The organism is Salinispora vitiensis, from assembly GCF_000378825.1.
Taxonomy (GTDB): Bacteria; Actinomycetota; Actinomycetes; order Mycobacteriales; family Micromonosporaceae; genus Micromonospora; species Micromonospora vitiensis.
This window is the reverse complement of record NZ_KB900388.1, coordinates 2,507,260-2,531,014: the sequence shown is the minus strand read 5'-3', so window position 1 is coordinate 2,531,014 and position 23,755 is coordinate 2,507,260. Positions and strand designations below refer to the sequence as shown.

The 23,755-nt window shown below is 70.8% G+C and carries 18 protein-coding genes; 8 read left to right on the top strand and 10 right to left on the bottom strand.

All coding sequences use genetic code 11. The annotated features are described in order from the left end of the window. Positions 1-3: 3 nt before the first annotated feature. From SALPAC2_RS0111665 to SALPAC2_RS0111635, 7 genes are all read right to left on the bottom strand, one after another. On the bottom strand, positions 4-1,119 hold the full coding sequence (locus tag SALPAC2_RS0111665; RefSeq protein ID WP_018216837.1) for an acetate/propionate family kinase: 1,116 nt from the start codon (positions 1,117-1,119) through the stop codon (positions 4-6). Continuing rightward, complete coding sequence (gene pta, locus SALPAC2_RS0111660) at positions 1,116-3,197, bottom strand: phosphate acetyltransferase (protein WP_018216836.1); 2,082 nt, start codon at positions 3,195-3,197, stop codon at positions 1,116-1,118. The genes SALPAC2_RS0111665 and pta overlap by 4 nt, the downstream gene beginning before the upstream one ends. A gap of 173 nt (positions 3,198-3,370) precedes the next feature. Next, entirely contained in the window at positions 3,371-3,565 is a 195-nt protein-coding gene (locus SALPAC2_RS0111655) for a DUF6104 family protein (protein WP_018216835.1), read from the bottom strand. 61 nt (positions 3,566-3,626) lie between these two features. Then, the gene (locus SALPAC2_RS0111650) at positions 3,627-7,343 is read right to left on the bottom strand and encodes a multifunctional oxoglutarate decarboxylase/oxoglutarate dehydrogenase thiamine pyrophosphate-binding subunit/dihydrolipoyllysine-residue succinyltransferase subunit (RefSeq protein ID WP_018216834.1); all 3,717 of its coding nucleotides are present in this window, start codon (positions 7,341-7,343) and stop codon (positions 3,627-3,629) included. Positions 7,344-7,608: 265 nt separating this feature from the next. After that, positions 7,609-8,433 carry an ABC transporter permease subunit gene (locus tag SALPAC2_RS0111645; protein WP_018216833.1) on the bottom strand — a complete coding sequence of 275 codons (825 nt, stop codon included), beginning with the start codon at positions 8,431-8,433 and terminating at the stop codon, positions 7,609-7,611. Further along, the gene (locus SALPAC2_RS0111640; protein ID WP_018216832.1) at positions 8,430-9,365 is read right to left on the bottom strand and encodes an ATP-binding cassette domain-containing protein; all 936 of its coding nucleotides are present in this window, start codon (positions 9,363-9,365) and stop codon (positions 8,430-8,432) included. Before SALPAC2_RS0111640 ends, SALPAC2_RS0111645 begins: the two co-directional genes overlap by 4 nt. A 98-nt stretch (positions 9,366-9,463) precedes the next feature. After that, positions 9,464-10,153 carry a hypothetical protein gene (locus SALPAC2_RS0111635; protein WP_018216831.1) on the bottom strand — a complete coding sequence of 230 codons (690 nt, stop codon included), beginning with the start codon at positions 10,151-10,153 and terminating at the stop codon, positions 9,464-9,466. 160 nt (positions 10,154-10,313) lie between these two features. On the opposite strand from SALPAC2_RS0111635, the gene SALPAC2_RS0111630 reads away from it, so the two are divergent. The 7 genes from SALPAC2_RS0111630 to SALPAC2_RS0111600 all read left to right on the top strand — a co-directional run bounded on the left by SALPAC2_RS0111630 (position 10,314) and on the right by SALPAC2_RS0111600 (position 18,453). Then, positions 10,314-11,015: a response regulator transcription factor gene (locus tag SALPAC2_RS0111630; RefSeq protein ID WP_018216830.1), complete on the top strand. Its 702-nt coding sequence runs from the start codon at positions 10,314-10,316 to the stop codon at positions 11,013-11,015. Then, complete coding sequence (locus SALPAC2_RS0111625) at positions 11,012-12,583, top strand: sensor histidine kinase (RefSeq protein ID WP_018216829.1); 1,572 nt, start codon at positions 11,012-11,014, stop codon at positions 12,581-12,583. Before SALPAC2_RS0111630 ends, SALPAC2_RS0111625 begins: the two co-directional genes overlap by 4 nt. A 61-nt stretch (positions 12,584-12,644) precedes the next feature. Then, positions 12,645-14,201, top strand: coding sequence for a trypsin-like peptidase domain-containing protein (locus tag SALPAC2_RS0111620; protein ID WP_018216828.1), 1,557 nt, complete (start codon positions 12,645-12,647; stop codon positions 14,199-14,201). A gap of 314 nt (positions 14,202-14,515) precedes the next feature. Next, complete coding sequence (locus SALPAC2_RS0111615; protein WP_018216827.1) at positions 14,516-15,622, top strand: glycosyltransferase family 4 protein; 1,107 nt, start codon at positions 14,516-14,518, stop codon at positions 15,620-15,622. A 33-nt stretch (positions 15,623-15,655) separates the two neighbouring features. Next, positions 15,656-15,973 (top strand): divalent-cation tolerance protein CutA, encoded by a 318-nt coding sequence (cutA, locus tag SALPAC2_RS0111610; protein ID WP_018216826.1) that lies wholly within the window; start codon positions 15,656-15,658, stop codon positions 15,971-15,973. A 153-nt stretch (positions 15,974-16,126) separates the two neighbouring features. Further along, positions 16,127-17,170, top strand: coding sequence for a fatty acid desaturase family protein (locus SALPAC2_RS0111605; RefSeq protein ID WP_018216825.1), 1,044 nt, complete (start codon positions 16,127-16,129; stop codon positions 17,168-17,170). A 131-nt stretch (positions 17,171-17,301) separates the two neighbouring features. Continuing rightward, positions 17,302-18,453, top strand: coding sequence for an FHA domain-containing protein (locus SALPAC2_RS0111600; RefSeq protein ID WP_018216824.1), 1,152 nt, complete (start codon positions 17,302-17,304; stop codon positions 18,451-18,453). Between the two features lie 56 nt (positions 18,454-18,509). Here the strand turns inward: SALPAC2_RS0111600 and rocD are convergent, their stop codons facing one another. From rocD to SALPAC2_RS0111585, 3 genes are all read right to left on the bottom strand, one after another. Continuing rightward, on the bottom strand, positions 18,510-19,724 hold the full coding sequence (rocD, locus tag SALPAC2_RS0111595; protein WP_018216823.1) for an ornithine--oxo-acid transaminase: 1,215 nt from the start codon (positions 19,722-19,724) through the stop codon (positions 18,510-18,512). After that, on the bottom strand, positions 19,725-20,534 hold the full coding sequence (gene ddaH / locus SALPAC2_RS0111590) for a dimethylargininase (protein ID WP_018216822.1): 810 nt from the start codon (positions 20,532-20,534) through the stop codon (positions 19,725-19,727). 224 nt (positions 20,535-20,758) lie between these two features. Then, entirely contained in the window at positions 20,759-22,129 is a 1,371-nt protein-coding gene (locus SALPAC2_RS0111585; RefSeq protein ID WP_018216821.1) for an FAD-dependent oxidoreductase, read from the bottom strand. Between the two features lie 138 nt (positions 22,130-22,267). Here SALPAC2_RS0111585 and SALPAC2_RS0111580 point away from each other — a divergent pair, with 138 nt between their 5' ends. Continuing rightward, positions 22,268-23,722 carry a carbohydrate-binding protein gene (locus SALPAC2_RS0111580; RefSeq protein WP_026184646.1) on the top strand — a complete coding sequence of 485 codons (1,455 nt, stop codon included), beginning with the start codon at positions 22,268-22,270 and terminating at the stop codon, positions 23,720-23,722. Positions 23,723-23,755: the final 33 nt, after the last annotated feature.

Genomic DNA, 23,755 nt, shown 5'->3' with positions numbered 1-23,755 from the left:
ACGTCAGCTTCGGCCCGCCACCTCCCGGGCGGAACGGGCGATCTCCCGCTCCTCGTCGGTGCCGATGACGAAGACCGCCACCTCGCTCCCGTCCGGCGAGATGACCCGGTCGCCACTGCCGGCGTTGCGCTCCGGATCGACCGCGATCCCGAGGCGCTCCAGTCCGGCCAGGGCCACCGTGCGGAGCTCGGCGGTGCGCTCGCCGACGCCGGCGGTGAAGGTCACCGCGTCGACCCGGCCGAGCAGCGCGTAGTACGCCCCGACGTAGCTGGTGATCCGGCGGCAGTACACGTCGAAGGCGAGCCGGGCGGCCGGGTCGCCGTCCGCCCGGCGGGCGAGCACCTCGCGCATGTCGTTGTCGCCCATGAGCCCGTACAGGCCGCTGCGGTGGTTCAGCAGGTCGTCGATCTCGTCGACGCTCAGCCCGCCCTCCCGCCGCAGGTGAAAGATCACCGCTGGGTCCAGGTCGCCGCTCCGGGTGCCCATGACCAGTCCCTCGAGCGGGGACATCCCCATCGAGGTGGCCACGCTGCGCCCGCCGGCCACGGCGGCGGCGCTCGCGCCGTTGCCCAGGTGCAGGGTGATGGTGTTGGTGTCGGCGTACGGACGACCCAGCAACTCCGCCGTACGCCGGGAGACGTACGCGTGGGAGGTGCCGTGGAAGCCGTACCGCCGGATGCCGTACCGGTCGGCTGTCGCCCGGTCGATCGCGTAGGTGGCGGCGGACTCGGGCAGCGTGGTGTGGAAGGCGGTGTCGAAGACGGCTACCTGGGGGACACCGGGCAGCGCCGCCCGGGCGACCTCGATGCCGGCCAGGTTCGCCGGGTTGTGTAACGGGGCGAGTGGCACCAGCTCTCGGATCGCGGTGAGCACCGCGTCGTCGATCAGGACCGGCTCGCCGAAGCGGCGGCCACCGTGCACCACCCGGTGGCCAACGGCGGCGAGCCCGGTCAGGTCGAGTTCGGTGAGGATCCCCCGGATGGCGGTACCGTGGTCCGCCGGCCCGCCCCCGGGTTCACCGATCCGCTCGACGGCGCCCCGGTCCAGGACGTCGTCGCCTTCGTAGAGCCGCCACTTGACCGACGACGACCCAGAGTTGAGTACCAGCACCCGGCTCATTTGCCTGCCTCCCCGGCCTGGATCGCGGTGATTGCCACCGTGTTGACGATATCCGGGACGGTCGCACCCCGGGAAAGGTCGTTCACCGGCCGGCGGAGCCCCTGCATGACCGGCCCGACCGCCACCGCGCGGGCAGACCGCTGGACCGCCTTGTACGTGTTGTTGCCCGTGTTCAGGTCCGGGAAGACGAAAACCGTCGCCCGGCCGGCGACCGTGCTGCCGGGAAGCTTCGTCGCCGCCACCGTCGGGTCGATCGCCGCGTCGTACTGGATCGGCCCCTCGACCAGCAGGTCCGGGCGGCGCTCCCGAACCTGTCGAGTGGCCTCCGCGACCTTCTCCACGTCGGCGCCGGCGCCCGAGCTGCCGGTCGAGTACGACAGCATCGCCACCCGCGGCTCGATGCCGAACCGGACGGCGGTGTCGGCGGACGAGATCGCGATGTCGGCGAGTTGCGCGGCGTCCGGGTCGGGATTGACCGCGCAGTCGCCGTAGACGAGTACCCGGTCGGCGAGCAGCATGAAGAAGACGCTGGAGGCGATGGAGACGCCGGGCAGGTTGCGGATGATCTCGAAGGCGGGGCGGATGGTGGCGGCGGTGGTGTGGGTGGCGCCGGAGACCATGCCGTCGGCGTACCCGGCCCACACCATCATCGTGCCGAAGTAGTTCGGCTGGGGCACGATGTCGTGGGCGAGGTCCGGGGTGACGCCCCGGTGGGCGCGGAGCTGGGCGTACCCGTCGGCGAACTCGTCGCGCCACTCGCTGGTGAACGGATCGATCACCCGTGCGCCGGCGATGTCGACGCCCAGTTCCCGGGTCCGGCGGGCGATATCGTCGGGCCGGCCGAGCAGGGTCAGCTCGACCACATCGCGGCGCAGCAGGATCTCGGCTGCCCGCAGGATCCGCTCCTCGTTCCCCTCCGGCAGCACCACATGCCGGCGCTGTGCCCGGGCCCGGTCGATCAGGTCGTACTCGAACATCAGCGGGGTGACCCGCTGGGACCGGGTGACCCGCAGTCGGCGGGACAGGTCGTCGGTGTCCACGCAGCGTTCGAAGGCGCCCAGCGCGGCCTCCACCTTCCGCGGGTTGCTGGCGCTGAGCCGGCCCTCGATCCGGTTGCAGGCGGCCACGGTGTCGTAGCTATCGCTGGGCACGGCGAGCACGGCGAGGCCCGGCCGGAGCCGCTCGACCAGCCGCATGGTGCGCGGATCCGGCGTTTCACCGAGGGTGAGGACCAGTCCGGAGAGCGCGACCTGTCCCGCGACGTGCGCGGCGTTGGTGGCAACCAGGAGATCGTCCCGATCCCCTGGCGTGATCACCAGGGCGCCTTCGGTCAGGTGGTCAAGCAGTGTGGGCACGTGGGCCGCGCCGACGACATAGTCGAGTACGTCGCGGCTGAGCGCGGCGTCGTCCCCGCCGAGCTGGGTGGCGCCGAGCGCCGTCGCCACCTCGGCAACGGTCGGCGCCGACACGCTGGGCACCTCGGGGATCAGGTACGCGGGCACCGGCAGTTCAGGCAGGGTGAGCGGACCGGTCACCCGGTTCGCGACGACCGCCAGCACCGTCGCGCCGAGGTCCGCCAGGTCGTGGTACGCCCCCCGGGCCGCCGCCGCGACGGTGCTGTTCTCCTGCTCGTACCCGTCCACCACGGGGACCACGACGCTGCCGAACTCGGTCGCGAGCCGGGCATTGAAGGCCAGTTCCCGGGGCCCGGCGCCGGCGCCGTCGCCGTCGTCGGCGAAGTCGCTGCCCACCACGACCACGGCCGGGAACTGCCGCTCGATCGCGCGGTACCGCTCGACGATGCGGGAGACGAGTTGCTCCCGCCGGCCTTCGGCGACCATCCCGGTGGCCTCGGCGTAGGTGGTGCCGGTGAGGTCCTCGATCGGCAGGTCGACCCGATAACGTTCGCTGAGTAGGGCGAGGATCGGGTCCGGCTGGTCGCCTCGGACCAACGGCCGGAAGATTCCGACTCGGCCAACCTGTCGGGACAACAGCTCCGCCAGTCCCAGGGCGACGGTGGACTTGCCGCCACCGGAACTTACGCTGGTCAGATACACACTCCGCGCCACGAGATCCACTCTAGGAGCTCGGTGGGCTGTCCGCCCGGGTCCTTCGGCCCAGTCATCCGGCCCGGGGGGCCCGGGTCTTCGTCCTGCACCGCGATTCTCCGGGGGGTTTCGTGCCGTTCCCGGGGGTTTCATGCCGTTTTTGACAAGTTCGTGCCGTTTGGCTCCCGGGGGACTTTGCGGCCCTACTCGTCGTCCTCGTCGTCCAGCCGAGCCAGGTAGGTGGCGAAGCGCTCGATCGGGGTCTCGAAGTCGGGGTTCTGGTCGACGAAGTCGCGTAGGCGCTCGGCAAGCCACTCGATGCTGACCTGCTCGTCGCCGCGGCGCTCGGTCAGTTCCTCGATCCCTCGGTCGGTGAAGTACATGCGTTCCTCGGTCACGTCGTGAAGTGGGGGGCCGGGACCGTTGTCCGGGCCCCCCACATGTACGGGTTGGGTGGTGCTACGGGCGGGGGAGTGCGGCGTCGAGCAGGGCGGAGAGCTCGACGTCGTGCATCTTGGCCGAGCCGACCGCCGGGGCGGCGGCCGCTGGGCGGGAGATGCGGCGCAGCCGTACCCCGTCCAGGTGTTCCAGCATGTTGAGCGCGACGAACGACCAGGCGCCCTGGTTGGCCGGCTCCTCCTGGACCCAGGCGAAGTCCACCGCGTTCGGGTACGCCGCGAGCGCGGCCCGAATCTCCTCGATCGGCATCGGGTAGAGCTGCTCGACCCGGATGATCGCGGTGTCGGTGATACCGCGATCCTGCCGGGCCTGGAACAGGTCGTAGTAGACCTTGCCCGAGCAGAGCAAGACCCGCTTCACCTGCTCCGGGGCGGGGGTGCCCCCGTCGGGCAGCACCGGCTGGAAGGTGCCGTTGGTGAAGTCCTCGACCTGCGAGACGCAGAGCCGGTGCCGCAGCAGGGACTTCGGCGTGAAGACGATGAGGGGCTTGCGCTTCGGCGACAGGGCCTGTCGACGCAGCAGGTGGAAGTAGTTCGCCGGGGTCGTCGGGATCGCCACCCGCATGTTGTCCTCGGCGCAGAGCTGGAGGAACCGCTCCGGGCGGCCGGAGGTGTGGTCCGGGCCCTGGCCCTCGTGGCCGTGCGGCAGCAGCAGCGTGACCGCGGAGCGCTGGCCCCACTTCACCTCGCCGGAGGAGATGAACTCGTCGATCACCGACTGGGCGCCGTTGACGAAGTCACCGAACTGGGCCTCCCAGCAGACCAGCGCGTTGACGTTCTCCACCGAGTAGCCGTACTCGAAGCCCATCGCCGCGTACTCGGACAGGAGCGAGTCGTGCACGAAGAAGCGGGACCGCACGCCGCCGACGGTGAGTGCCGCCAGAGGCAGGTGGTCGTCGCCGGTCTCGGCGTCAACGACGGAGGCGTGCCGCTGCACGAACGTGCCGCGGCGCGAGTCCTGCCCGGCGAGCCGGATGGTGACCCCGTCATGCAGCAACGCGCCGAAGGCGATGATCTCGCCGAAGCCCCAGTCGATGTTGCCCTCGCTGGCCATCTTGGCCCGCCGGTCGAGCAGCTGCTGGATCCGCTTGTGCGGGGTGAACGCCTCCGGCAGGTTGACGTGCGCCTCGCCGATCGTCCGGATGACCTCGGCGTCGGTGGCGGTCTCCACCGGCGGCTCGGGCTCGTCCTTGCGCTGCGGTCGGCTGAGCTGACGGGGTGCGGTGGCGGCGTCTCGGGTGGCCTTGAAGACCCGCTCCAGCTGCGCCTGGTAGTCGCGCAGCAGCTCCTCCGCGTCCTCCAGGGTGATGTCGCCCCGCCCGATCAGCTCCTCGGTGTAGAGCTTGCGAACCGATCGCTTCGAATCGATGATCCGGTACATCTCCGGGTTCGACATCGACGGGTCGTCGCCCTCGTTGTGCCCGCGGCGCCGGTAGCAGACCAGGTCGATGACGACATCCTTGTTGAACGTCTGCCGGTACTCGAAGGCCAGCTGGGCGACCCGCACCACAGCCTCCGGGTCGTCACCGTTGACGTGGAAGATCGGCGCCTGGATCATCCGGGCCACGTCGGTGCTGTAGAGGCTGGAGCGGCTGTACTCCGGTGCGGTGGTGAAGCCGACCTGGTTGTTGACCACCACGTGCACCGTGCCGCCGGTGCGGTAGCCGCGGAGCTGGGACAGGTTCAGCGTCTCGGCGACGACTCCCTGGCCGGCGAAGGCCGCATCCCCGTGCACCGCCAGCGGCAGTACGGTGTAGCCCTCCAGCTTGAGGTCGATCCGGTCCTGCTTGGCCCGGACGATGCCCTCCAGCACCGGGTCGACGGCCTCCAGATGCGACGGGTTCGCCACCACCGAGACCTTGACCGAGTGCTTGCCGTCCGGGGTGGTGAACTTGCCGTTCTGCCCGAGGTGGTACTTCACGTCGCCGGAGCCCTGCGTGGAGCGCGGGTCCAGGTGTCCCTCGAACTCGGAGAAGATCTTCTCGTACGGCTTGCCGACGATGTTGGCCAACACGTTCAGCCGGCCCCGGTGCGCCATGCCGATGACGACCTCGTCCAGCCCACCTTCGGCGGAGGCCTCCAGGACCTCGCCGAGCAGCGGAATTAGCGACTCGCCCCCCTCCAACGAGAAGCGCTTCTGGCCGACGTACTTGGTCTGCAGGAAGGTTTCGAAGGCCTCCGCAGCGTTCAGCCGGTTGAGGACGTGCTTCTGCTCGTTGACCGACGGCTTCTCGTACTTGCGCTCGACCCGCTGCTGGATCCAGCGCCGCTCCTCCGGGTCCTGGATGTGCATGTACTCGATGCCGACCCGGCGGCAGTAGGTGTCCCGGAGTGCGCCGAGGACACTGCGCAACTTCATCCGCTGCCGATTGGCGAACCCGTTCACCGGGAACTGGCGGTCCAGATCCCAGAGGGTGAGCCCGTGCTGGAGGACATCCAAGTCCGGGTGCTTGCGGATCTTGAACTCCAGCGGGTCGGTGTCGGCCATCAGATGGCCCCGCACCCGGTAGGCGTGGATCAGCTCGTGAACCCGGGCAGTCTTGTTGATCTGCCCCTCGCCGTCGATCGCGACGTCGCGCATCCAGCGCACCGGCTCGTACGGGATGCGGAGCGAGGTGAAGATCTCGTCGTAGAAGCCGTGCTCGCCGAGGAGTACCTCGTGCATCACCTTGAGGAACTCGCCGGACTGCGCGCCCTGGATGATCCGGTGGTCGTAGGTGCTGGTCAGCGTGATGACCTTACTGACCGCCAACTCGGCGAGGGTGCCCTCGCTCATGCCCTGGTACGGCGCCGGGTACTCCATCGCGCCGACACCGATGATCGCGCTCTGGCCGGTCATGAGTCGTGGCATCGAGTGCACGGTGCCGATGCCGCCGGGGTTTGTCAGCGAGATGGTGGTGCCGCCGTAGTCCTCCATGGTCAGCTCGTTCTTCCGAGCCCGCCGGACCACGTCCTCGTACGCCTGCCAGAACTGCCGGAAGTCCAGCTGCTCACAGGCCTTGATGGAGGGCACCACGAGGTTGCGGCTGCCGTCCGGCTTGACCAGGTCGATCGCGATTCCGAGGTTGATGTGCTCGGGGCGGACCAGCGTCGGTTTGCCGTCCACGACGGCGAAGGAGTTGTTCATCTCCGGGTGCATCGCCAGCGCGCGGACCAGCGCGTACCCGACCAGGTGGGTGAAGCTGACCTTCCCGCCGCGACCGCGGGCGAGATGGTTGTTGATCACGATGCGGTTGTCCACCAGCAGCTTGGCCGGGACGGCGCGCACGCTGGTCGCGGTCGGCACGCTCAACGAGGCGTCCATGTTCTGGACGATTTTGGCGGCGACCCCGCGTAGCGGTGCGGTCTGCGGGCCGGACGAGGTGGGCGTGGCGGCCGGCTTCGTGGGGGCGGGCTTAGCGGCTGGCTTCGTGGCGGCCGGCTTGGCGGCGGGCTTGCTGGGAGCGGCCTTGGTCGACCCGGATCCGCGCTCCGGGGTGGTAGCGGGCGGTGCGGCCGAGGAGGCCGGCCGGCCGTCGGGCTCCGGCTTCGCGGCCGGTTCGCCATCCCGCGTCTCTCCCGAGCCCGGGGTGGGCCGGTAGTCGGCGAAGAAGTCGTGCCAGGCCGGGTCGACGCTGGTGGGATCGGTGAGGAACCGCTGGTACATCTCTTCGACGATCCACTCGTTCGGGCCAAAACCCGCCAGTGGGTTCTCCTGCGAGGTCTGCTGGGTCGACACGGCCGGTAATCGCCTCTTTCACGCAAGTTTGTGGGTTACGCCGAACGCCGGGGGCCCCGGACACACGAGTCAGGTTCCAGGCTACGCCGTACCAAACCGATAGGAGTTGCCGACTCGGCTCCGTGGGTGGTTTCACAGAAAATGCCAGAAGTTTGCCAGTCGCGGTGTCTCCCGTCAGCTCCTGGTAACCCGGCCCGAGCCCGTTAACCGCGGACGGGCGTACCTGCCCGAAGAGCAGGCACGCCCGTCCACCTGATGGACTCCGTCAGGAGATGTCCCGCCGACGCATGAGGAGGATGCCGATCAGCCCGGAGACCACCCCATAACCGATGAGTACGGCGGCGCCGGCCCAGCGCGGCGGCTCCCCCGGGATGTCGACCCCGGTGATCATGAGTGCGGAGGCCAGCGACGGCACCAGTAGTTGCAGGTTGTTGACCCAGTCGCCGAACTTGCTGGCCGCCATGGCGAGCACGGTCAGCGCCCCGATCGTGCCCCCCAGATACAGCAGAATCCCGGTTACGGTGGCGCCGATCTGGCTGCGGATGAGCGTCCCCAGGCCGACCCCGAAAAATGCCCAGAGCAGGTAGGCCAGCCCGTTGAGCGCGACGGCCTCCCAGACGGCGCCGCCCCACTGGGCGCCCACCCCGACCTGCTCCAGGATCGCCATCCCGGCGAGCAGGTTCGCGCCGGTCGTCCCCAGCCAGAAAATCAGCGCCAGGCAGGCGGTCGCGGCGAGCTTGGCCAGGACGACCGCGCTGCGCCGCGGAGTGGTCAGGAAGGTGGTGGTCACGGTCTGGTGGAAGAACTCACCGGTTACCACGATGATGCCGAGCAGCATCACCATCAGCAGGGCGAGGAACTGGCCGTTGGTGTAGAGGTTGGCCGCCAGCGCATCCGGCTGGGACACCGCCCGCACCGCCTCGGCCTGTTCCGCCGGCACGTCGCCGAACCGGTCCCGGGCGACCAGCTCGGTCTGCCACCAGTTCAAAAGCAAGGCCATGCCCCACAGTGGCAGGTAGATCAGAGCCATGATCCACCACGTCTTGGTCGTGCGGATCTTGAACAGCTCGGCGCGGATCAGGTTGCTCATCGGATGCCTGCCCTTCCGGCCGTCAGCTCCAGGAAGACGCCCTCCAGGTCGGGGCGTTCGGTGGCGAGTTCGTGTAGTTCCACGCCGGCGGCCAGGGCGGCCCGGCCGACCGTCGGCCCGTCCGCGCCGACGACCAGCAGCGCTCCCTGGTCGTCCACCTCCACCGTCGCCGAGGCCTTCTCCAGTGCGGTGCGTAGCGTCTCGGCCTGCGGGGTGCGCACCCGGACCCGGGCGGTCTGCGCCATCGAGCCGATGACCCGATCCACCGGGCCCTGCCGGACCAGTTGGCCCGCGGCGATGATGACGACATCGTCCGCGAGGAGCTGCATCTCCGACAGCAGGTGGCTGGAGACCAGCACGGTGCGCCCCTCGGCGGCCAGGCCCTTCAGGAAGCCGCGCATCCACCGGATGCCCTCCGGGTCGAGCCCGTTGGCCGGCTCGTCCAGAATCAGCACCCGGGGGTCGCCGAGCATCGCCGCGGCGATGCCCAGGCGCTGTTTCATGCCCAGCGAGTAGCCCTTGAACCTGCGCTGGGCCGCCGGCGCCAGACCGACCTGGGCCAGCACCTCGTCAGCCCGGGAGCGGGGCAGCCCGGCGGCGGTGCAGATCATCCGCAGGTGGTTGATGCCGGTACGCCCCTTGTGCGCGCTGGAGGCCTCCAGCACCGCGCCGACGTGCCGCAGCGGGTCGGGCAGGCTGGCATACCGTTGCCCGCCGATGGTGGCCTGGCCAGCCGTCGGGGTGACCAGGCTCAGCAGCATGCGCAGGGTGGTGGTCTTGCCGGCACCGTTCGGGCCCAGGAACCCGGTGACTCGACCCGGCTCCACCCGGAAGGAGAGGTTGTTGACCGCGCGAACGTTGCCGTAGATCTTCGTCAGCCCGGAGACCAGGATCTCGCCGGTGGTATCGGGGCTCGACCGTCCGTCCGTCATTCTTCTCCCAGGGTTGTGTCGGGATCACCGTCGCCAGTTTGACCGGGCGGCGCAAACTCACCGCGGCCTGGCATTCTGCCCGGACCGATGCCGGTCGGCTACCCCGCGATCCAGGTGGCACGGGCGTAGCCGAGAAGCCCACCGTCCGGGCCGAACAAGCTGCTGTGCACCTCGGCTTTGCGGCCCTGGGCGCGCACCAACACCCCGGTGACCACGCACTCGTCGTCGGGGCGCGGTGCGGCCAGCACCACCGCGGAGATCCGGCCCAGCAGGTACGGCCGGCCGGGCGCGATCACCGACCAGCCCCCGGGGCAGTCCAGCGCCGCCCACGTGGTGACCACGTCTGCTCCCGCCGGCACCCGGAACGGGGCGGCGGTGCGCCCGGCGGCCAGCGGACCGGGGAAGATCCGCAGCCCGTCGGCGCGCTCCGGGCCGCACACGTAGCAGCTGGGAAACGGGTGGTTGACCAGCCCGGGGTAGTCGGCTGCGGCAGCCCGGGCGGTCGCCAGATCCACCGGTTCCGCCACTGGCTCGAAGGCGGCAACCGTCGCGATCTCGGCGATGAGGTGGCCGGCCGGATCGCGGACCTCGCCCGCGTCGAGGGTCAACGGCGTCTCCAGCGGCGGCGGCCGGCGCAGGGTCACCTGCACCGGATCCGGGTCGGGTCGGGGGTGCCGACTGCCGGGCGTCGGTAGCGGAGCGTTCTGGGCGGCCACCGCGAACGTACCCGCGCTCCACCCGCCGTTTCCCGAGCCCGGCGGGCCGTTGTGCCGCGAGTCGATGATCACGCTGTCCTCCTCCGGTCGGCGCCGGCCCGGTCGCCGGGTCCGCCGGGCAGCCTCCCATGGCCCTGCCGCAGCTGCCCAGGGGGCGGCCGGATCCTCCGTTCACAGGGTCTTTTCAGGAACCACCCAGGCATGTCGCAGCCGGGGCGCGGATGATGGCCGCATGGCGGCTACCCAGACCGAGGCCCGACTGCTCGTCGTCGAGGACGACCCGAACATTCTCGAGCTGCTCTCCGCGAGCCTGCGCTTCGCTGGTTTCGACGTGGCGACCGCGACCAGCGGTAGCGCCGCGCTGAGTACGGCGAAGACCCACCGCCCCGATCTGGTCGTGTTGGACATCATGCTGCCGGACCTGGACGGGTTCGAGGTCATCCGGTTGCTGCGCGAGGGGGGCACCCGTACCCCGGTCGTCTTCCTGACCGCGCGGGACGCCACCGACGACAAGATCCGCGGCCTGACCCTGGGTGGCGACGACTACGTGACCAAGCCGTTCAGCTTGGAGGAGCTGACCGCCCGGATCCGGGCGGTACTGCGCCGCAGCGCCAGCGGTGAACAGGCCCCGGCCCGGCTCACCTTCGCCGACCTCGAACTCGACGAGGAGGCCCACGAGGTGCACCGGGCGGGGCAGCGGGTGCAGCTCTCCCCGACGGAGTTCAAGCTGCTGCGGTACCTGATGTTGAACGCCAACCGGGTGCTCTCCAAGGCGCAGATCCTCGATCACGTCTGGAACTACGACTTCCGGGGCGACGACAACATCGTCGAGTCGTACATCTCGTATCTTCGACGCAAGGTCGACAACACCCAGCCCCGGTTGATCCACACCCTCCGCGGAGTCGGGTACGTGCTCCGCAAGCCGGCAGCGTGAACGCCGTTTCGCAGGCGAAGGCCGGACTGCGCCGGATCCCGCTCCGGGTCAAGCTGATCGCCGCGGTCCTCAGCCTAGTGGCGGTCGCGCTCCTGGTGATCAGCACGTTGACCACGGTTTTCCTCCGGAGCTACCTCATCGACCAGGTGGACGTGGGGTTGAGGGTCACGACCCAAAACTTCGACTCTTCACAGTTACCGGACGGCGAGTTCAACATGTCCGATCGTATGCCTGTCTTTCCGACGGACTATCTGATCGTCGTAATAAGTGCCAGAACCGGGCCGAACGGCGTGGGGTGGTACGACGTAGACCGGTTCGAGGGTCGGGACCTACCGCCGGTGTCGACGGACGCCGCGAGTGTCGCGCGCCTGGCCGGTGAGCCGTTCACCGTCCGCGCGCGGGGCAACGATGTGCACTGGCGAATGCTCTACACGGAGCTGCCGACCGGAGATTGGCTGGTCGTCGGGCAGCACCTGACCGAGGTGGATCAGGCCGTCAAGCGGCTGGTCTGGATCGATCTGCTGGTGGGCACATCGGTGTTGCTCCTGCTCGCCTCGATCGGCGCGGGCATCGTCCGTGCCAGCCTGAAGCCCCTCGACGAGATCGAGCAGACCGCCGCCGCGATCGCCGGCGGCGACCTGACCCGCCGGGTGCCGGACCCCGAGGCGGGTAACCCGCAGCCGACCTCGGAGCTGGGGCGGCTGTCCCGGGCGCTCAACATGATGCTTACCCAGATCGAGGCGGCCTTCGCCGCCCGAGCCGCCTCGGAGACCGCCGCCCGCGCCGCCGAAACCACCGCTCGGGACGCCGCCGCGCACGCCCAGGCGTCCGAGTCCCGCGCTCGGAGCTCTGAGGAGCGGATGCGGCAGTTCGTCGCGGACGCCTCGCACGAGCTGCGTACCCCACTGACCACCATCCGGGGCTTCGCCGAGCTGTACCGGCAGGGCGCTGCGCGGGATCCTGAGCAGACCGGCGACCTGCTGCGTCGGATCGAGGACGAGGCGGCCCGGATGGGGCTGCTGGTGGAGGATCTGCTGCTGCTCGCCCGGCTGGACCGGGAGCGTCCGCTGTCGCCGGCCCCGGTCGAGCTGCCGGTGCTGGCCGCCGACGCGGTGGCGGCGGCCCGGGCGGTGGCCCCGGACCGGCAGATCGACCTGGACATCGTCCCGGGCTCCGGGCCGCTGGTGGTGTACGGCGACGACGCGCGACTGCGGCAGGTGATCGGCAACCTGATGACCAACGCCCTGACGCACACCCCACCGGGGGCGTCGGTGACGCTACGGCTGCGGTCCGAGCCCGGTGCGCTGGCGGTGGTGGAGGTCGCCGACACCGGGCCGGGGCTCTCCGGTGAGCAGGCCGAGCGGGTGTTCGAGCGCTTCTACCGGGTGGACGCGGCCCGGACCCGCCGGGCCGGTGGCAACACCGGGACCGGGCTGGGGCTGGCGATCGTCGCCGCGCTGGTCGCCGCCCACCAGGGCGCGGTGGAGGTGGCGCAGACTCCGGGCGGAGGCGCGACCTTCCGGGTCCGGCTGCCCCTGGCGCCGGCACCGGACGGTGTCGAGGTGTAATTTCAGCCAATCCACAGCTGGGTTCCAGGCTGATCGAAGTGGTAGCGGAGAAGGTGGTTCCATGACCGACTACGAGTCCGACCCGCAGCGTCGGCAGACCCCCGGGGAGGCCGAGCCGCCGCACCCCACTGCTGATCTGTCCCGCCTCGAGGGCACCCAGTCCGACTCTTCGGCCGCTACCCCCGGTGCGGACCGTGGCGCCGCGCTGCCCGCCGACGCCCCGGCCGACCGTACGGAGGTGTTGCCGCCTTCGGTCCCGGACGCCCCGCTGTCGGCCGACCGTACGGAGGTGTTGCCGCCTTCGGTCCCGGACGCCCCGCTGTCGGCCGACCCCGCGGTGCCGCTCGACCCCCAGCTCGGCGCCGCGCCGGTCACCGGGCCGCCCGGTGGGCACCCCTATCCACCCGGCTACTCGCCACAACACCCCGGCGCTCCCTGGTACGGGCCGCAGTCCACCGCGTGGAGCGGGGGGCAGCCGGGCGGGTACGGAGCCCCCTTCTACCCGGGTCAGCCAGCGCAGCTGCCCGGGCAGGCCACACCACCGTGGGTGGCGCCGCGAACCGGTCCGAATCCGGGCAGCCGGGTCGCGAAGTTCATCGGCGCGGGCGTCGCGGTGCTCGCCCTGATGTTCGGCTCCGGTGTCGCCGGCGGCGCACTCGCACTCGCCCTGAGCGACGGCTCCGGCATCACGCGTACCTACTCCGCGGCCCCGATCATCGACAGCGCCGACCTGCCTCGGATCGCCGCCGCGGTGCAGCCGAGCGTGGTGTCGATCGGCACCGACAGCGGCGGGGGCTCGGGCGTGATCCTCACCGCCGACGGGTACGTGCTGACCAATAACCACGTGATCGCCACCGCCAGTGGCGGCACCGTGCTGGTGACCTTCGCCGACGGCGAGACGGCGTCGGCGGAGATCAAAGGCACCGACCCCAAGACCGACCTGGCGGTGGTGAAGGCCGCCGGGGTCAGCGACCTGACGCCGGCGGAGTTCGGCGACAGCGACGAGATGCAGGTCGGCGATCAGGTTCTCGCCCTCGGTAGTCCGCTGGGCCTGCAGGGGTCGGTGACCGCCGGCATCCTCAGCGCGCGGGACCGCACCATCCAGGCCGGCGGTTCGGAGCGGGACCCGGCGGCGGGAGTCACCTCGATCTCGGGGCTGTTGCAGACCGACGCGCCGATCAACCCGGGCAACTCCGGTGGGGCGCTGGTCAACACCCGAGGTGAGGTGATTGGGATCAATACCGCGATCGCCACCAGCGGCCAGGGCAGCACCGGCAACATCGGGGTCGGCTTCGCCATCCCCAGCAACAAGGCCGAGGATGTCGCCGAGAAGCTGCAACGGGGTGAGAAGGTCAGCCACCCCACCCTCGGTGTCAGCGTCACCGCCGCCGAGGGCGGCGGCGCCCTGGTGGCCGATGTCCTTCCCGGCAGCGCTGCCGAGCGGGCGGGTTTCCAGCAGGGCGACGTCATCACCCGGTTCGGCGAGAAGGTGATCAGCGACTCCGAAGATCTGGTCGCCGTGGTCCAGGCCGGGAAGGTGGGGGACCGGGTGGATGTGACCTACAAGCGAAACAATATTGAAGCGACGGCAACCGTGACGCTCGCCGAAGCGTCCTAAGAAGTGATGCCCACCCAGGGCGTCACTGCGATCGGGACTTTCCTCCTCCCTCCTGCGGCGGGTGGTGGAGCCAAGGGGGTTGGCTCCACCACCCGCCGCGTCCTTTGGTGACGGTGGTTCACCCCGGAGTGGGTGAACCACCGTCACCTCGGCTTCCGGCGTAGTCGACGGGCGAACCAGGGCCGGGCCGGAGCAGCGGGGGTGCGCCCGGCTTGTCCGGTTTAGCCGGGTGACAACCGGGAAACCGCCGCCGACTGGCAGCCGTGCTGGGGGCGGGCATGGCGGTGCCCACCAGCGGCCCCGGAGGGGGACTCGTGGCGCGCAACCGCGGGGACGGCAGCGTGGCCGGGCGGCCACTACGGATCGCGATGGTGGTCCCGCCGTGGCTGTCGGTGCCGCCAGCCGGCTACGGCGGCCTGGAGCACGTCGTCGCTGGCCTGGTGGACGGGCTGATTGCCCGGGGCCACCCGGTGACCCTCTTCGGGGCGGGCGAGCAGACCGGGACCACCGCGCGCTACGTCTCGACCGACGCCGAGCTGAAGTTTCACCGGATGGGTGAGGCGCTGCCCGAGCTGGCCCACCTTGTTCAGGTGAATCAGTTCGTCACTCCGGAACACTTCGACGTGGTCCACGACCACACCACGATCGGACCCCTGTTGGCCGGCCGCCGGTCCGTGCCCACAGTCGCGACCGTGCACGGCAACCCGGTCGGGGAGTACGGCACCGTACTGGGGGATATCGACCAAGATGTCGGTCTGGTTGCCATCTCCCACGCCCAACGGCGGCTCAACCCGCGGCTGCCCTGGGTCGGCACCGTGCACAACGGGCTGGACATCGAAGAAATCCCGCACAAGCTGACGCCGGGTCGGGGGCCGGTGCTCTGGCTGGCCCGGTTCAGTCCGGACAAGGGGCCCGATCTCGCCATCCGTGCCTGCCGAGCGGCCGGCCTGCCACTGATCCTCGCCGGCAAGTGCAACGAACCAGCCGAACGTCGCTACTTCGACGAGGTGGTCCGGCCGATGCTCGGCGAGGACGTCACCGTCATCCTCGACGCCGACCGGCGGGACTCGTTCCGCCTGCTCCTCGACGCCCGCTGCCTGGTGCTGCCGATCCAGTGGGAGGAGCCCTTCGGCGTCGTCATGCTGGAGGCGATGGCCACCGGGACGCCGGTGGTGGCGCTACGTCGAGGTGCCGTGTCGGAGTTGATCGTGCCGGGCCGTACCGGGCTGATCTGCGAGAGCGGGGACGAGTTGCCGGGGGCGCTGCGGCAGGTGGGCGGGCTGGACCCGGCGGTCTGCGTCGCGCATGTGGCGGAGAACTTCTCCATCGCCCGGCTGGTTGACGGCTACGAGACGGTGCTGCAGCGGTTCGTCGCGGCGGTGGTCCCCGCGCGCGAACCCGCCCCCACCACGTTCCGCTGAGGGCGGCGGAACGGGTCCACGTAGGGTGACCGGGTGGAGGAGATCTGTGTGGTGACGACGGTGGTGGACGAGCGTTCGGTCGCGGCGGGGCTCGCGGACGCGGCGGTTGTCGATCACCTGGCGGCCTGCGCGCAGGTGGGCGGCCAGGTGGACAGCACGTACTGGTGGCAACAGCGCGTCGAGACCAACTCCGAATGGTCCGTGCAGTTCAAAACCGCCCCGGGCCGAGTCGCCGCCCTGGTCGAGCAGATCCGGGCCAACCACCCCTACGACGTACCGGAGATCCTGGTGAACCGGGTGGAGAGCAACCCCGACTACGCCGCCTGGGTGCACGAGCAGACCCGTCCGTAGCCCGCCCCGGTAGGGCGTACCCCACCGTCGGCCGGGGGCGTAATCCCACCTCCAGTCGGGGGCGTACCGGCTTACTCGGCGCGACCGTCCTCGGCAGACTCGATGTCGAGGTCGAGCTGACCGGCGCGACCGGAGTCGAGGAGGGGGTGGGCGATGATGCGGCAGCTGGTGTCGGATCCGCCGGTACGGGGCAGCGACTACGCCGAGCTCTCCCGGCGGATTCGGGCGGCGGGACTCCTGGAGCGCCGTCCCGGCTGGTATGCGGTGCGGATCGCGGCAACCAGCGCGTTTTTCGGCGCGGCCTGGGCGCTGGTCATCCTCGTCGGCGACTCCTGGGGACAGGCCGCGGTCGCGGTGCTGATGGCGGTCGCCAGCACCCAGGTGGCCTTCCTCGGCCACGACGCCGGGCACCGACAGATGTTCCGGCGGCGCGGGCCGAGCGAACTGGTCGGCCTGCTCGCCGGGAACCTGGCGGTCGGGCTCAGCTACGGGTGGTGGGTGGAGAAGCACAATCGGCACCACGCCAACCCCAACCACGCCGACGAGGACCCGGACGTGGCGGCGGGCGCGTTGGTCTGGTCGGTGGAGCAGGCCCGGGCGACCCGGGGGTTCACCCGGTGGCTGGCTCGCCGGCAGGCGTTCCTCTTCTTCCCGATGCTGCTGCTGGAAGGGCTGAACCTGCATCTGTCGAGCCTGCGGGCCATCGCTGGGCGAGGGCCGGACGGGCGGTTCCAGACGCCGATGCGGCACCGGGGTGCGGAGGCGTTCCTGCTCGCCGCGCACACCGTTGGCTACGTCGGTGGCCTGCTGCTGGTGATGTCACCGGGGAAGGCGTTGGTCTTCGCGGTGGTGCACCAGGGGCTGTGGGGGCTGTACATGGGGTGCGCGTTCGCTCCGAATCACAAGGGCATGCCGATGCCGACCGTCGGTGACCAGCTGGACTTCCTGCGGAAGCAGGTGATCACCGCACGGAACGTACGAGGTGGTCGGTTTGTCGATGTCGCATTGGGTGGGTTGAACCAGCAGATCGAGCACCACCTGTTTCCGAGCATGCCGCGCGGCAACCTGCGCCGGGCCCAACCGATCGTCCGGGCCTACTGCGCGCAGCGGGGCGTCCCGTACGTCGAGGTGGGGCTAATGGAGTCGTACCGGCAGGCGCTCGCGCACCTGCACGCGGTCGGCCGACCGTTGCGCTGAGCGGGTAGCGCTCCGGCAGTGGCGAGCCGGCGTCGGCACCGCTGGTCAGCTCCCTACCAGTGGTGCCGGTAGGGTCGGCTCGTGGCAGCCGTGCGCACCGGGCGGAGGGCGACCCTCGTGGGGGAGATCCGATGAGATTCGAGATCAGTAAGGTGCTGGACGCCATTGAGGGCCGGGTGTCCACCGACCCCTGGCTGACCCGCGCGGTGCTCGACCTGGCCGAGGTGATTCGGTACCAGGATATTGACGGTGGTCGGCCGGCCAGTCTGCTCCGCCTCGGCATGGTGATTGACGCCCTGGCGCGTCACCTGGAGGAGGACAGCGTCCCGGTCTACGCGGTGGTGCACCGCGGCGTGCTCTCGGACGCCGACCTGACCTCGAACGAGCGGATGGTGGTGCGGCGCTGGGCCGACGACGGCTTGGTGGAGGTGCTGGACAATCCCGGTGGTCGGATGCTGGAGGTCGCCGACCTGCTCGGGCTTCCGGTGCTGAGCCGGGCCCGGTTCGACGGGTTGCGGGGCCGTTACCCCTGGGTGGCCGACCAGCCCGGCCGGGTGGTCGCCCCGGTCCCCGCCCAGAGTGGGCCGACCTTCGTCGCGCACGTCGGGGGTGGGGACGCCCTCTCCGCCGGGGAACGGTCCGTGGCCGGCGCCAAGCTGTTGGCGCGGCACTGGCGCTGCCCCGAGTCCCCGTGTGCGCTCTTCGGCCAGGGCGGTGGGGGTGGGGCCTTCGCCGATCTGGCCGCGGTCAGCGATCGCAGCCCGGTGACGCAGCCGCCGCCCAGCTTGCGCGGGGGAGTGCCGACCTGCCCCCGGCACGGCGCTCGGCTCAGCGACGCGGGTCCGCGTCCGCGGTCGGCGGTGTTGGCGGTCCGGGTCGGTGGCCTGATCCGGCGTCGGTTCGTGCTCACCGACTCCGAACCGGTGCTGGTCGGGCGGGCTCCGGAGGCGGACGGCGGGATCATCCTCGGCCAGTGGCTCAACGATGAGGCCCGCCGGTGGATCAGCCGCAGCCACCTGCGACTGGAGTTGCGGGTCGGCGAGATCGTCGTCACCGACGTGAGTACCAACGGCTCGGGGATCCGGCCGAACGGGTCGATGGTGGAGGCGGAGCGGGTCCCGCTGGCGCCGCAGCAGTCTCGGGTGCTGGCCGAGGGGGAGATGGTGGAGCTGTACCCGGGCGTGCAGGTCGGGCGCCCGGACGAACTGCCGGCCGGCGCGCCGTACACCCCGGCCTCGGTGATGGCCGAGGCGCCGACGATGGCGATGCGCCTGCCGCGTTGATCCGGCCACCGCAGGGTGCCGGGCCGTGACCCGGCTCCCCCGCGGTGGTACGAGGGCTATTCGGTGAGGATCGCCGCGAGCTGCGCCACCGCGTAGTCGATCTCTTCCTCGGTGATGACCAGGGGCGGGGCCAGGCGGAGGGTGGAGCCGTGGGTGTCCTTGGCGAGGACGCCGCGGCTCATCAGCCGTTCGCTCGCCTCCCGCCCGCTCATCAGAGCCGGGTCGATGTCCAGGCCGGCCCAGAGCCCGCGGCCCCGGACCGCGAGCAGGCCCTTGCCGACCAGCGCCTGGAGCCCGGCGTGCAGGCGGGCGCCGAGTTCGGCGGAGCGGCGCTGGAATTCGCCGGTGGCCAGGAGCCGGACAACCTCGGTGGCGACCGCGGCGGCGAGGGGGTTCCCGCCGAAGGTGGAGCCGTGCTGGCCCGGTTGGAGCACGCCGAGCACGTTGGCATCCGCCGCGACGGCCGAGACCGGCACGATGCCGCCGCCGAGAGCCTTACCGAGCAGGTACATGTCCGGCACCACAGCGTCGTGCTCGCAGGCGAACGTGGTGCCGGTGCGGCCGAGGCCGGACTGGATCTCGTCGGCGATCAGGAGCACGTTCCGGTCGGTGCAGACCCGCCGTACGTCCGGCAGGTAGCCGGCCGGCGGCACGATCACCCCCTGCTCGCCCTGGATCGGCTCGAGCAGCACCGCGACGGTGTTCTCGTCGATGGCGGCGGTCAGCGCCGCCAGGTCGCCGTAGGCGACGAGGCGGAAGCCCGGCGTGTACGGGCCAAAGTCGGCGCGGGCGTCCTCGTCGGTGGAGAAGCTGACGATGGTGGTGGTGCGACCGTGGAAGTTGCCCTCGGCCACCACGATGTTCGCCTGCTCCGCCGCGACCCCCTTGACCCGGTAGCCCCATTTGCGGGCCACCTTGATGCCGGTCTCGACGGCCTCGGCCCCGGTGTTCATCGGCAGCACCAGCTCTTTGCCGCAGAGCTGGGACAGCTCCCGACAGAAGTCGGCGAACTGGTCGTGGATGAAGGCGCGGCTGGTCAGGGTGAGCCGGTCCAGCTGGGCGTGGGCGGCCTCGACCAGCCGCGGGTGGCGGTGTCCGAAGTTGAGCGCCGAGTAGCCGGCCAGGCAGTCTAGGTAGCGGCGGCCGTCCACGTCGGTCACCCAGGCGCCGTCGGCCGAGGAGATGACCACCGGCAGCGGATGATAGTTATGCGCTGTCCACCGTTGTGCGTCGCGTACGGCCGCGGGTGTCCGTACCTCGTCTTTGATCATCTACTCGCCTCCCTGCCGGAGTCGCAACGTGCAGCACTTCGGGCCGCCGCCGGCCTTACGCAGCTCGGACAGGTCGATCCCGATCGTCTGGTAGCCCCGCTCCCGTAGCTGCGCCGCCAAGCCGGTGGCCTGCGCCGGCAGGACGACGTGCTGGCCGTCGCTGACCGCGTTGAGGCCCAGGACCACGGCGTCGGCCATGCTGGCGAGTACGGCGTCCGGGAAGAGCCGGCGCAGCACCGCCTGGCTGCCGGGGGAGAAGGCCTCGGGGAGGTACGCGACGGTGTGCTCGTCCAGCACGGTCAACGCGGTGTCCAGGTGGTAGAAGCGGGGGTCCACCAGCTGCATGGTGAGGACCGGGTAGCCGAAGACCTCCTGCAACTGCGCGTGGGCGGGGTGCGCGGTCCGGAATCCGGTGCCGGCGAGGAGGTGGCCACCGGCGAGCAGGATGTCGCCTTCTCCCTCGTTGACGTGCTTCGGGTCGTGCACCTCGAGGCCGGCGGCTTCGAACCAGGCCCGGTAGGCGGGCGCCTCGTCGGCGCGCTGCGGGTCTCGGAACTGCACCGCCATGGCCCGGCCGCCGAGGACCGTGCCGCCGTTGGCGGCGAAGACCATGTCGGGTAGGCCCGGCAGCGGGGTGATCTCCTCGACGGTGTGGCCCAGGTCCCGGTAGGTCTGGCGTAGCTGTTCCCACTGCCGGTTCGCCAGGTCGACGTCGACCGGCGCGGTCGGATCCATCCACGGATTGATCGCGTAGTCGACGGCGAAGTATGTCGGCCGGCACATGAGGAAGCGCTGGCGGGTGGCGTCCATCGGCATTGTCCTGCTCCCAGGGGTCGGGCGCGCCCCGGCCACCGTGGCCCGTGGGCTGGCGCCGTTGCTCCACGGTATGTGGGGCAGGCCAGCGGGATCCACCGTAGGAAGTTGCTTTGGCCGTCGGATCATTGCGTTTGACGCCTTATCAGCAGCGTTTCATTGCAGGTGCGCTCCGGAGGGGGTCCCGACTGCTCCGGCCCGGACGGTGAGGTGGGCCCGCGTCACCGTCCGAGGGCGTCAACGGCCTTCCGCGCGGCGATCAGCACCGGGTCCCAGACCGGGGAGTACGGCGGGGCGTACCCGAGGTCCAGGGCGGTCATGTCATCCACCGTCATGCCGTTCCAGAGCGCCACGGCCAGGGCGTCGATCCGCTTCGCCGCCTCCGACCAGCCCACGATCTGGGCGCCGAGGAGCCGCCCGGTGGGCCGTTCGGCGATGAGTTTGACGGTCATCGGGCGGGAGCCGGGGAAGTAGCCGGCGCGGTTGGTGGACTCGGTGATCACCGAGACGAACTCGAAACCCGCCGCCGCGGCGTCCTGCTCCCGGAGCCCGGTACGGCCGACCTCCAGGTCGCAGACCTTGATCACCGCGGTGCCGATCACCCCGGGGAAGGTCGCGTAGCCGCCACCGATGTTGACGCCGGCGACCCGGCCCTGCTTGTTGGCGTGCGTGCCGAGCGGGATGTGTACGGGCATTCCGCTGACCCGGTGCAGGCACTCCACGCAGTCACCGGCGGCCCAGACGTCGTCAACTCCGGGTACCCGCATCCGCCGGTCCACCCGCAGCGCCCCGCTGGGCCCGATCGGCAGCCCGGCGGCCTCGGCGAGCGCGACGTTGGGCCGGACACCGAGGCCGAGTACGACCAGGTCGGCGGGGATCGGTCCGTCGGAGGTGAGCACCGTGCGGACCCGCCCGTCTCGCTCCTGTAGGCCGGTCACCTCCAGGCCGGTGCGGATCTGCACCCCCACTCCGTGCATGGCGTCATTGACCAGCTCGGCCATGTCCGGGTCCACGGTCGACATCGGTTGACTGGCCTTCTCGACCAGGGTGACCTCCAGTCCACGCTGGATCAGCGCCTCGGCCATCTCGACTCCGATGTAGCCCCCGCCGACCACGACCGCCTGGCGGGGTCGCGGATCGGTGTCCAGCCAGTCCCGGAGGGCGGCGCCGTCGTCGAGGGTCTGCACGCCGAAGACGCCCTTCACCCCGGTGCGCGCCCAGCCGGGCCGCAGCGGGTGGGCACCGGTGGCGTAGACCAGGGTGTCGAATCGCTCGCGGACCTCGCCGCCGTTGGCCAAGTCCCGGGCGACCACCTCGCGCCGGTCGAGGTCGATCGCGGTGACCTCGTGCCGGAGCCGGACTCCGATGTCGAATCGCTCGCGGAAGGTCGTCGGGTCGCGGGCGACCAGTTGGTCGCGTTGCGGCACCAGGCCGCTGATCCAGTACGGGATGCCGCAGGCCGAGTAGGACGTGAACCGGCCCCGCTCGAAGGCGATGATCTCCAGGTCGTCCGGGCCGCGGCGGCGGCGGGCCTGGGACGCCGCCGCCATCCCGGCGGCATCGCCGCCGATGACGATCAACCGTTCTGCCACCAGCTCATCCTGTCACGGATCGACCCGGGCCCGGGGGTGCTGAGCGGAGGTGGAAGAGATCGACATTGACAACTGCGTGGCGGGCACGTACAACCGGAGAGAGCGCTCTCTCGACCCGTCCCCCAGAGAGGCACGTTCATGGACACCCCACCCGGGGCGCCTGCCGCCCTGCCCGCGAGACGCCGGAAGCGACTGGCGTTGGCGCTGTTCACTGCCCTCACCACCACCGCCCTGGCCGGTGTCGCGGTCACCGCGAGCGCCGCCGTGCCCACGCCCGCCCCCGGCTGGAGCCTGGTCTGGAGCGACGACTTCGACGGCGCCGCCGGCACCCTGCCCTCCTCGGCCAACTGGATCATCGATCTCGGCACCAGCTACCCCGGCGGCCCGCCCAACTGGGGCACCGGCGAGATCCAGACGTATACCGACAGCACCGCCAACCTCAGTCACGACGGTGCGGGCAACCTACGAATCACCCCCCTGCGCGACTCGGCCGGCGGGTGGACCTCGGCCCGGATCGAGACCGTACGGACCGACTTCAAGCCCCCGGCCGGCGGCGTCCTCGCGATCGAGGGCCGGCTCCAGGTGCCGAATGTGACCGGGGCACCGGCGGCCGGCTACTGGCCGGCGTTCTGGGCGCTCGGGTCGCCGTACCGGGGCAACTTCCAGAACTGGCCGAGCGTCGGCGAGTTCGACGTGATGGAGAACGTCAACGGGATCAACTCGGTGTGGGGCGTGCTGCACTGCGGCTATGCGCCGGGCGGGCCGTGCGACGAGTTCAACGGCATCGGTGCCGCCCGAACCTGCCCGGGAGCCACCTGTCAGTCGGCGTTCCACACCTACCGGTTCGAGTGGGACGCCTCGGTCAGCCCGCAGGAACTGCGCTGGTACGTCGACGGCGAGCAGTACCACACGGTGACGCAGACCCGGGTCGGTGAGCCGGCCTGGTCGCAGATGACCAGTCACGACGGCTACTTCCTGCTGCTCAACGTGGCGATGGGCGGCGCCTTCCCGAACGGTGTCGCCGGGGGGACCACCCCGACCGCCGCCACGGTGCCGGGGCACCCGATGCTCGTGGACTACGTCGCGGTCTACAGCCGGGGCGCCGGCACCGCGCCACCCACCACCGCCCCACCCACCACCGCCCCGCCCACCACCGCGCCACCGACCACCCCACCGCCGGGTGGGGCGCGGGACGCGTACGCGACGATCGAGGCCGAGTCGTTCGACGGCCAGTACGGCGTTCAGGTGGAGAACGCCACCGAGGGCGGGGAGAACATCGGCTACCTGCGCAACGGTGACTGGGCCCGGTACGACAACGTCGAGTTCGGCGCCAACGCACCACGGGACTTCGTCGCCCGGGTCGCCTCCGGCGCCGGTAGCGGGGTGAGCGGGTTGGTCGAGGTGCGCCTGGACAGCCCGACCAGCCCACCGATCGGCAGCTTCGCGGTCGGCAACACCGGCGGCTGGCAGAGCTGGCGTTCGGTGCCCGGCAACGTCGCCGGCCCCACCGGTCGGCACACGGTCTACCTGACCTTCACCAGCGGCCAGCCGAACGACTTCGTCAACGTCAACTGGTTCACCTTCCGCCGCTAGCGGTGCGAGTGGCCCTGGTCGGCGCCCGTCGGC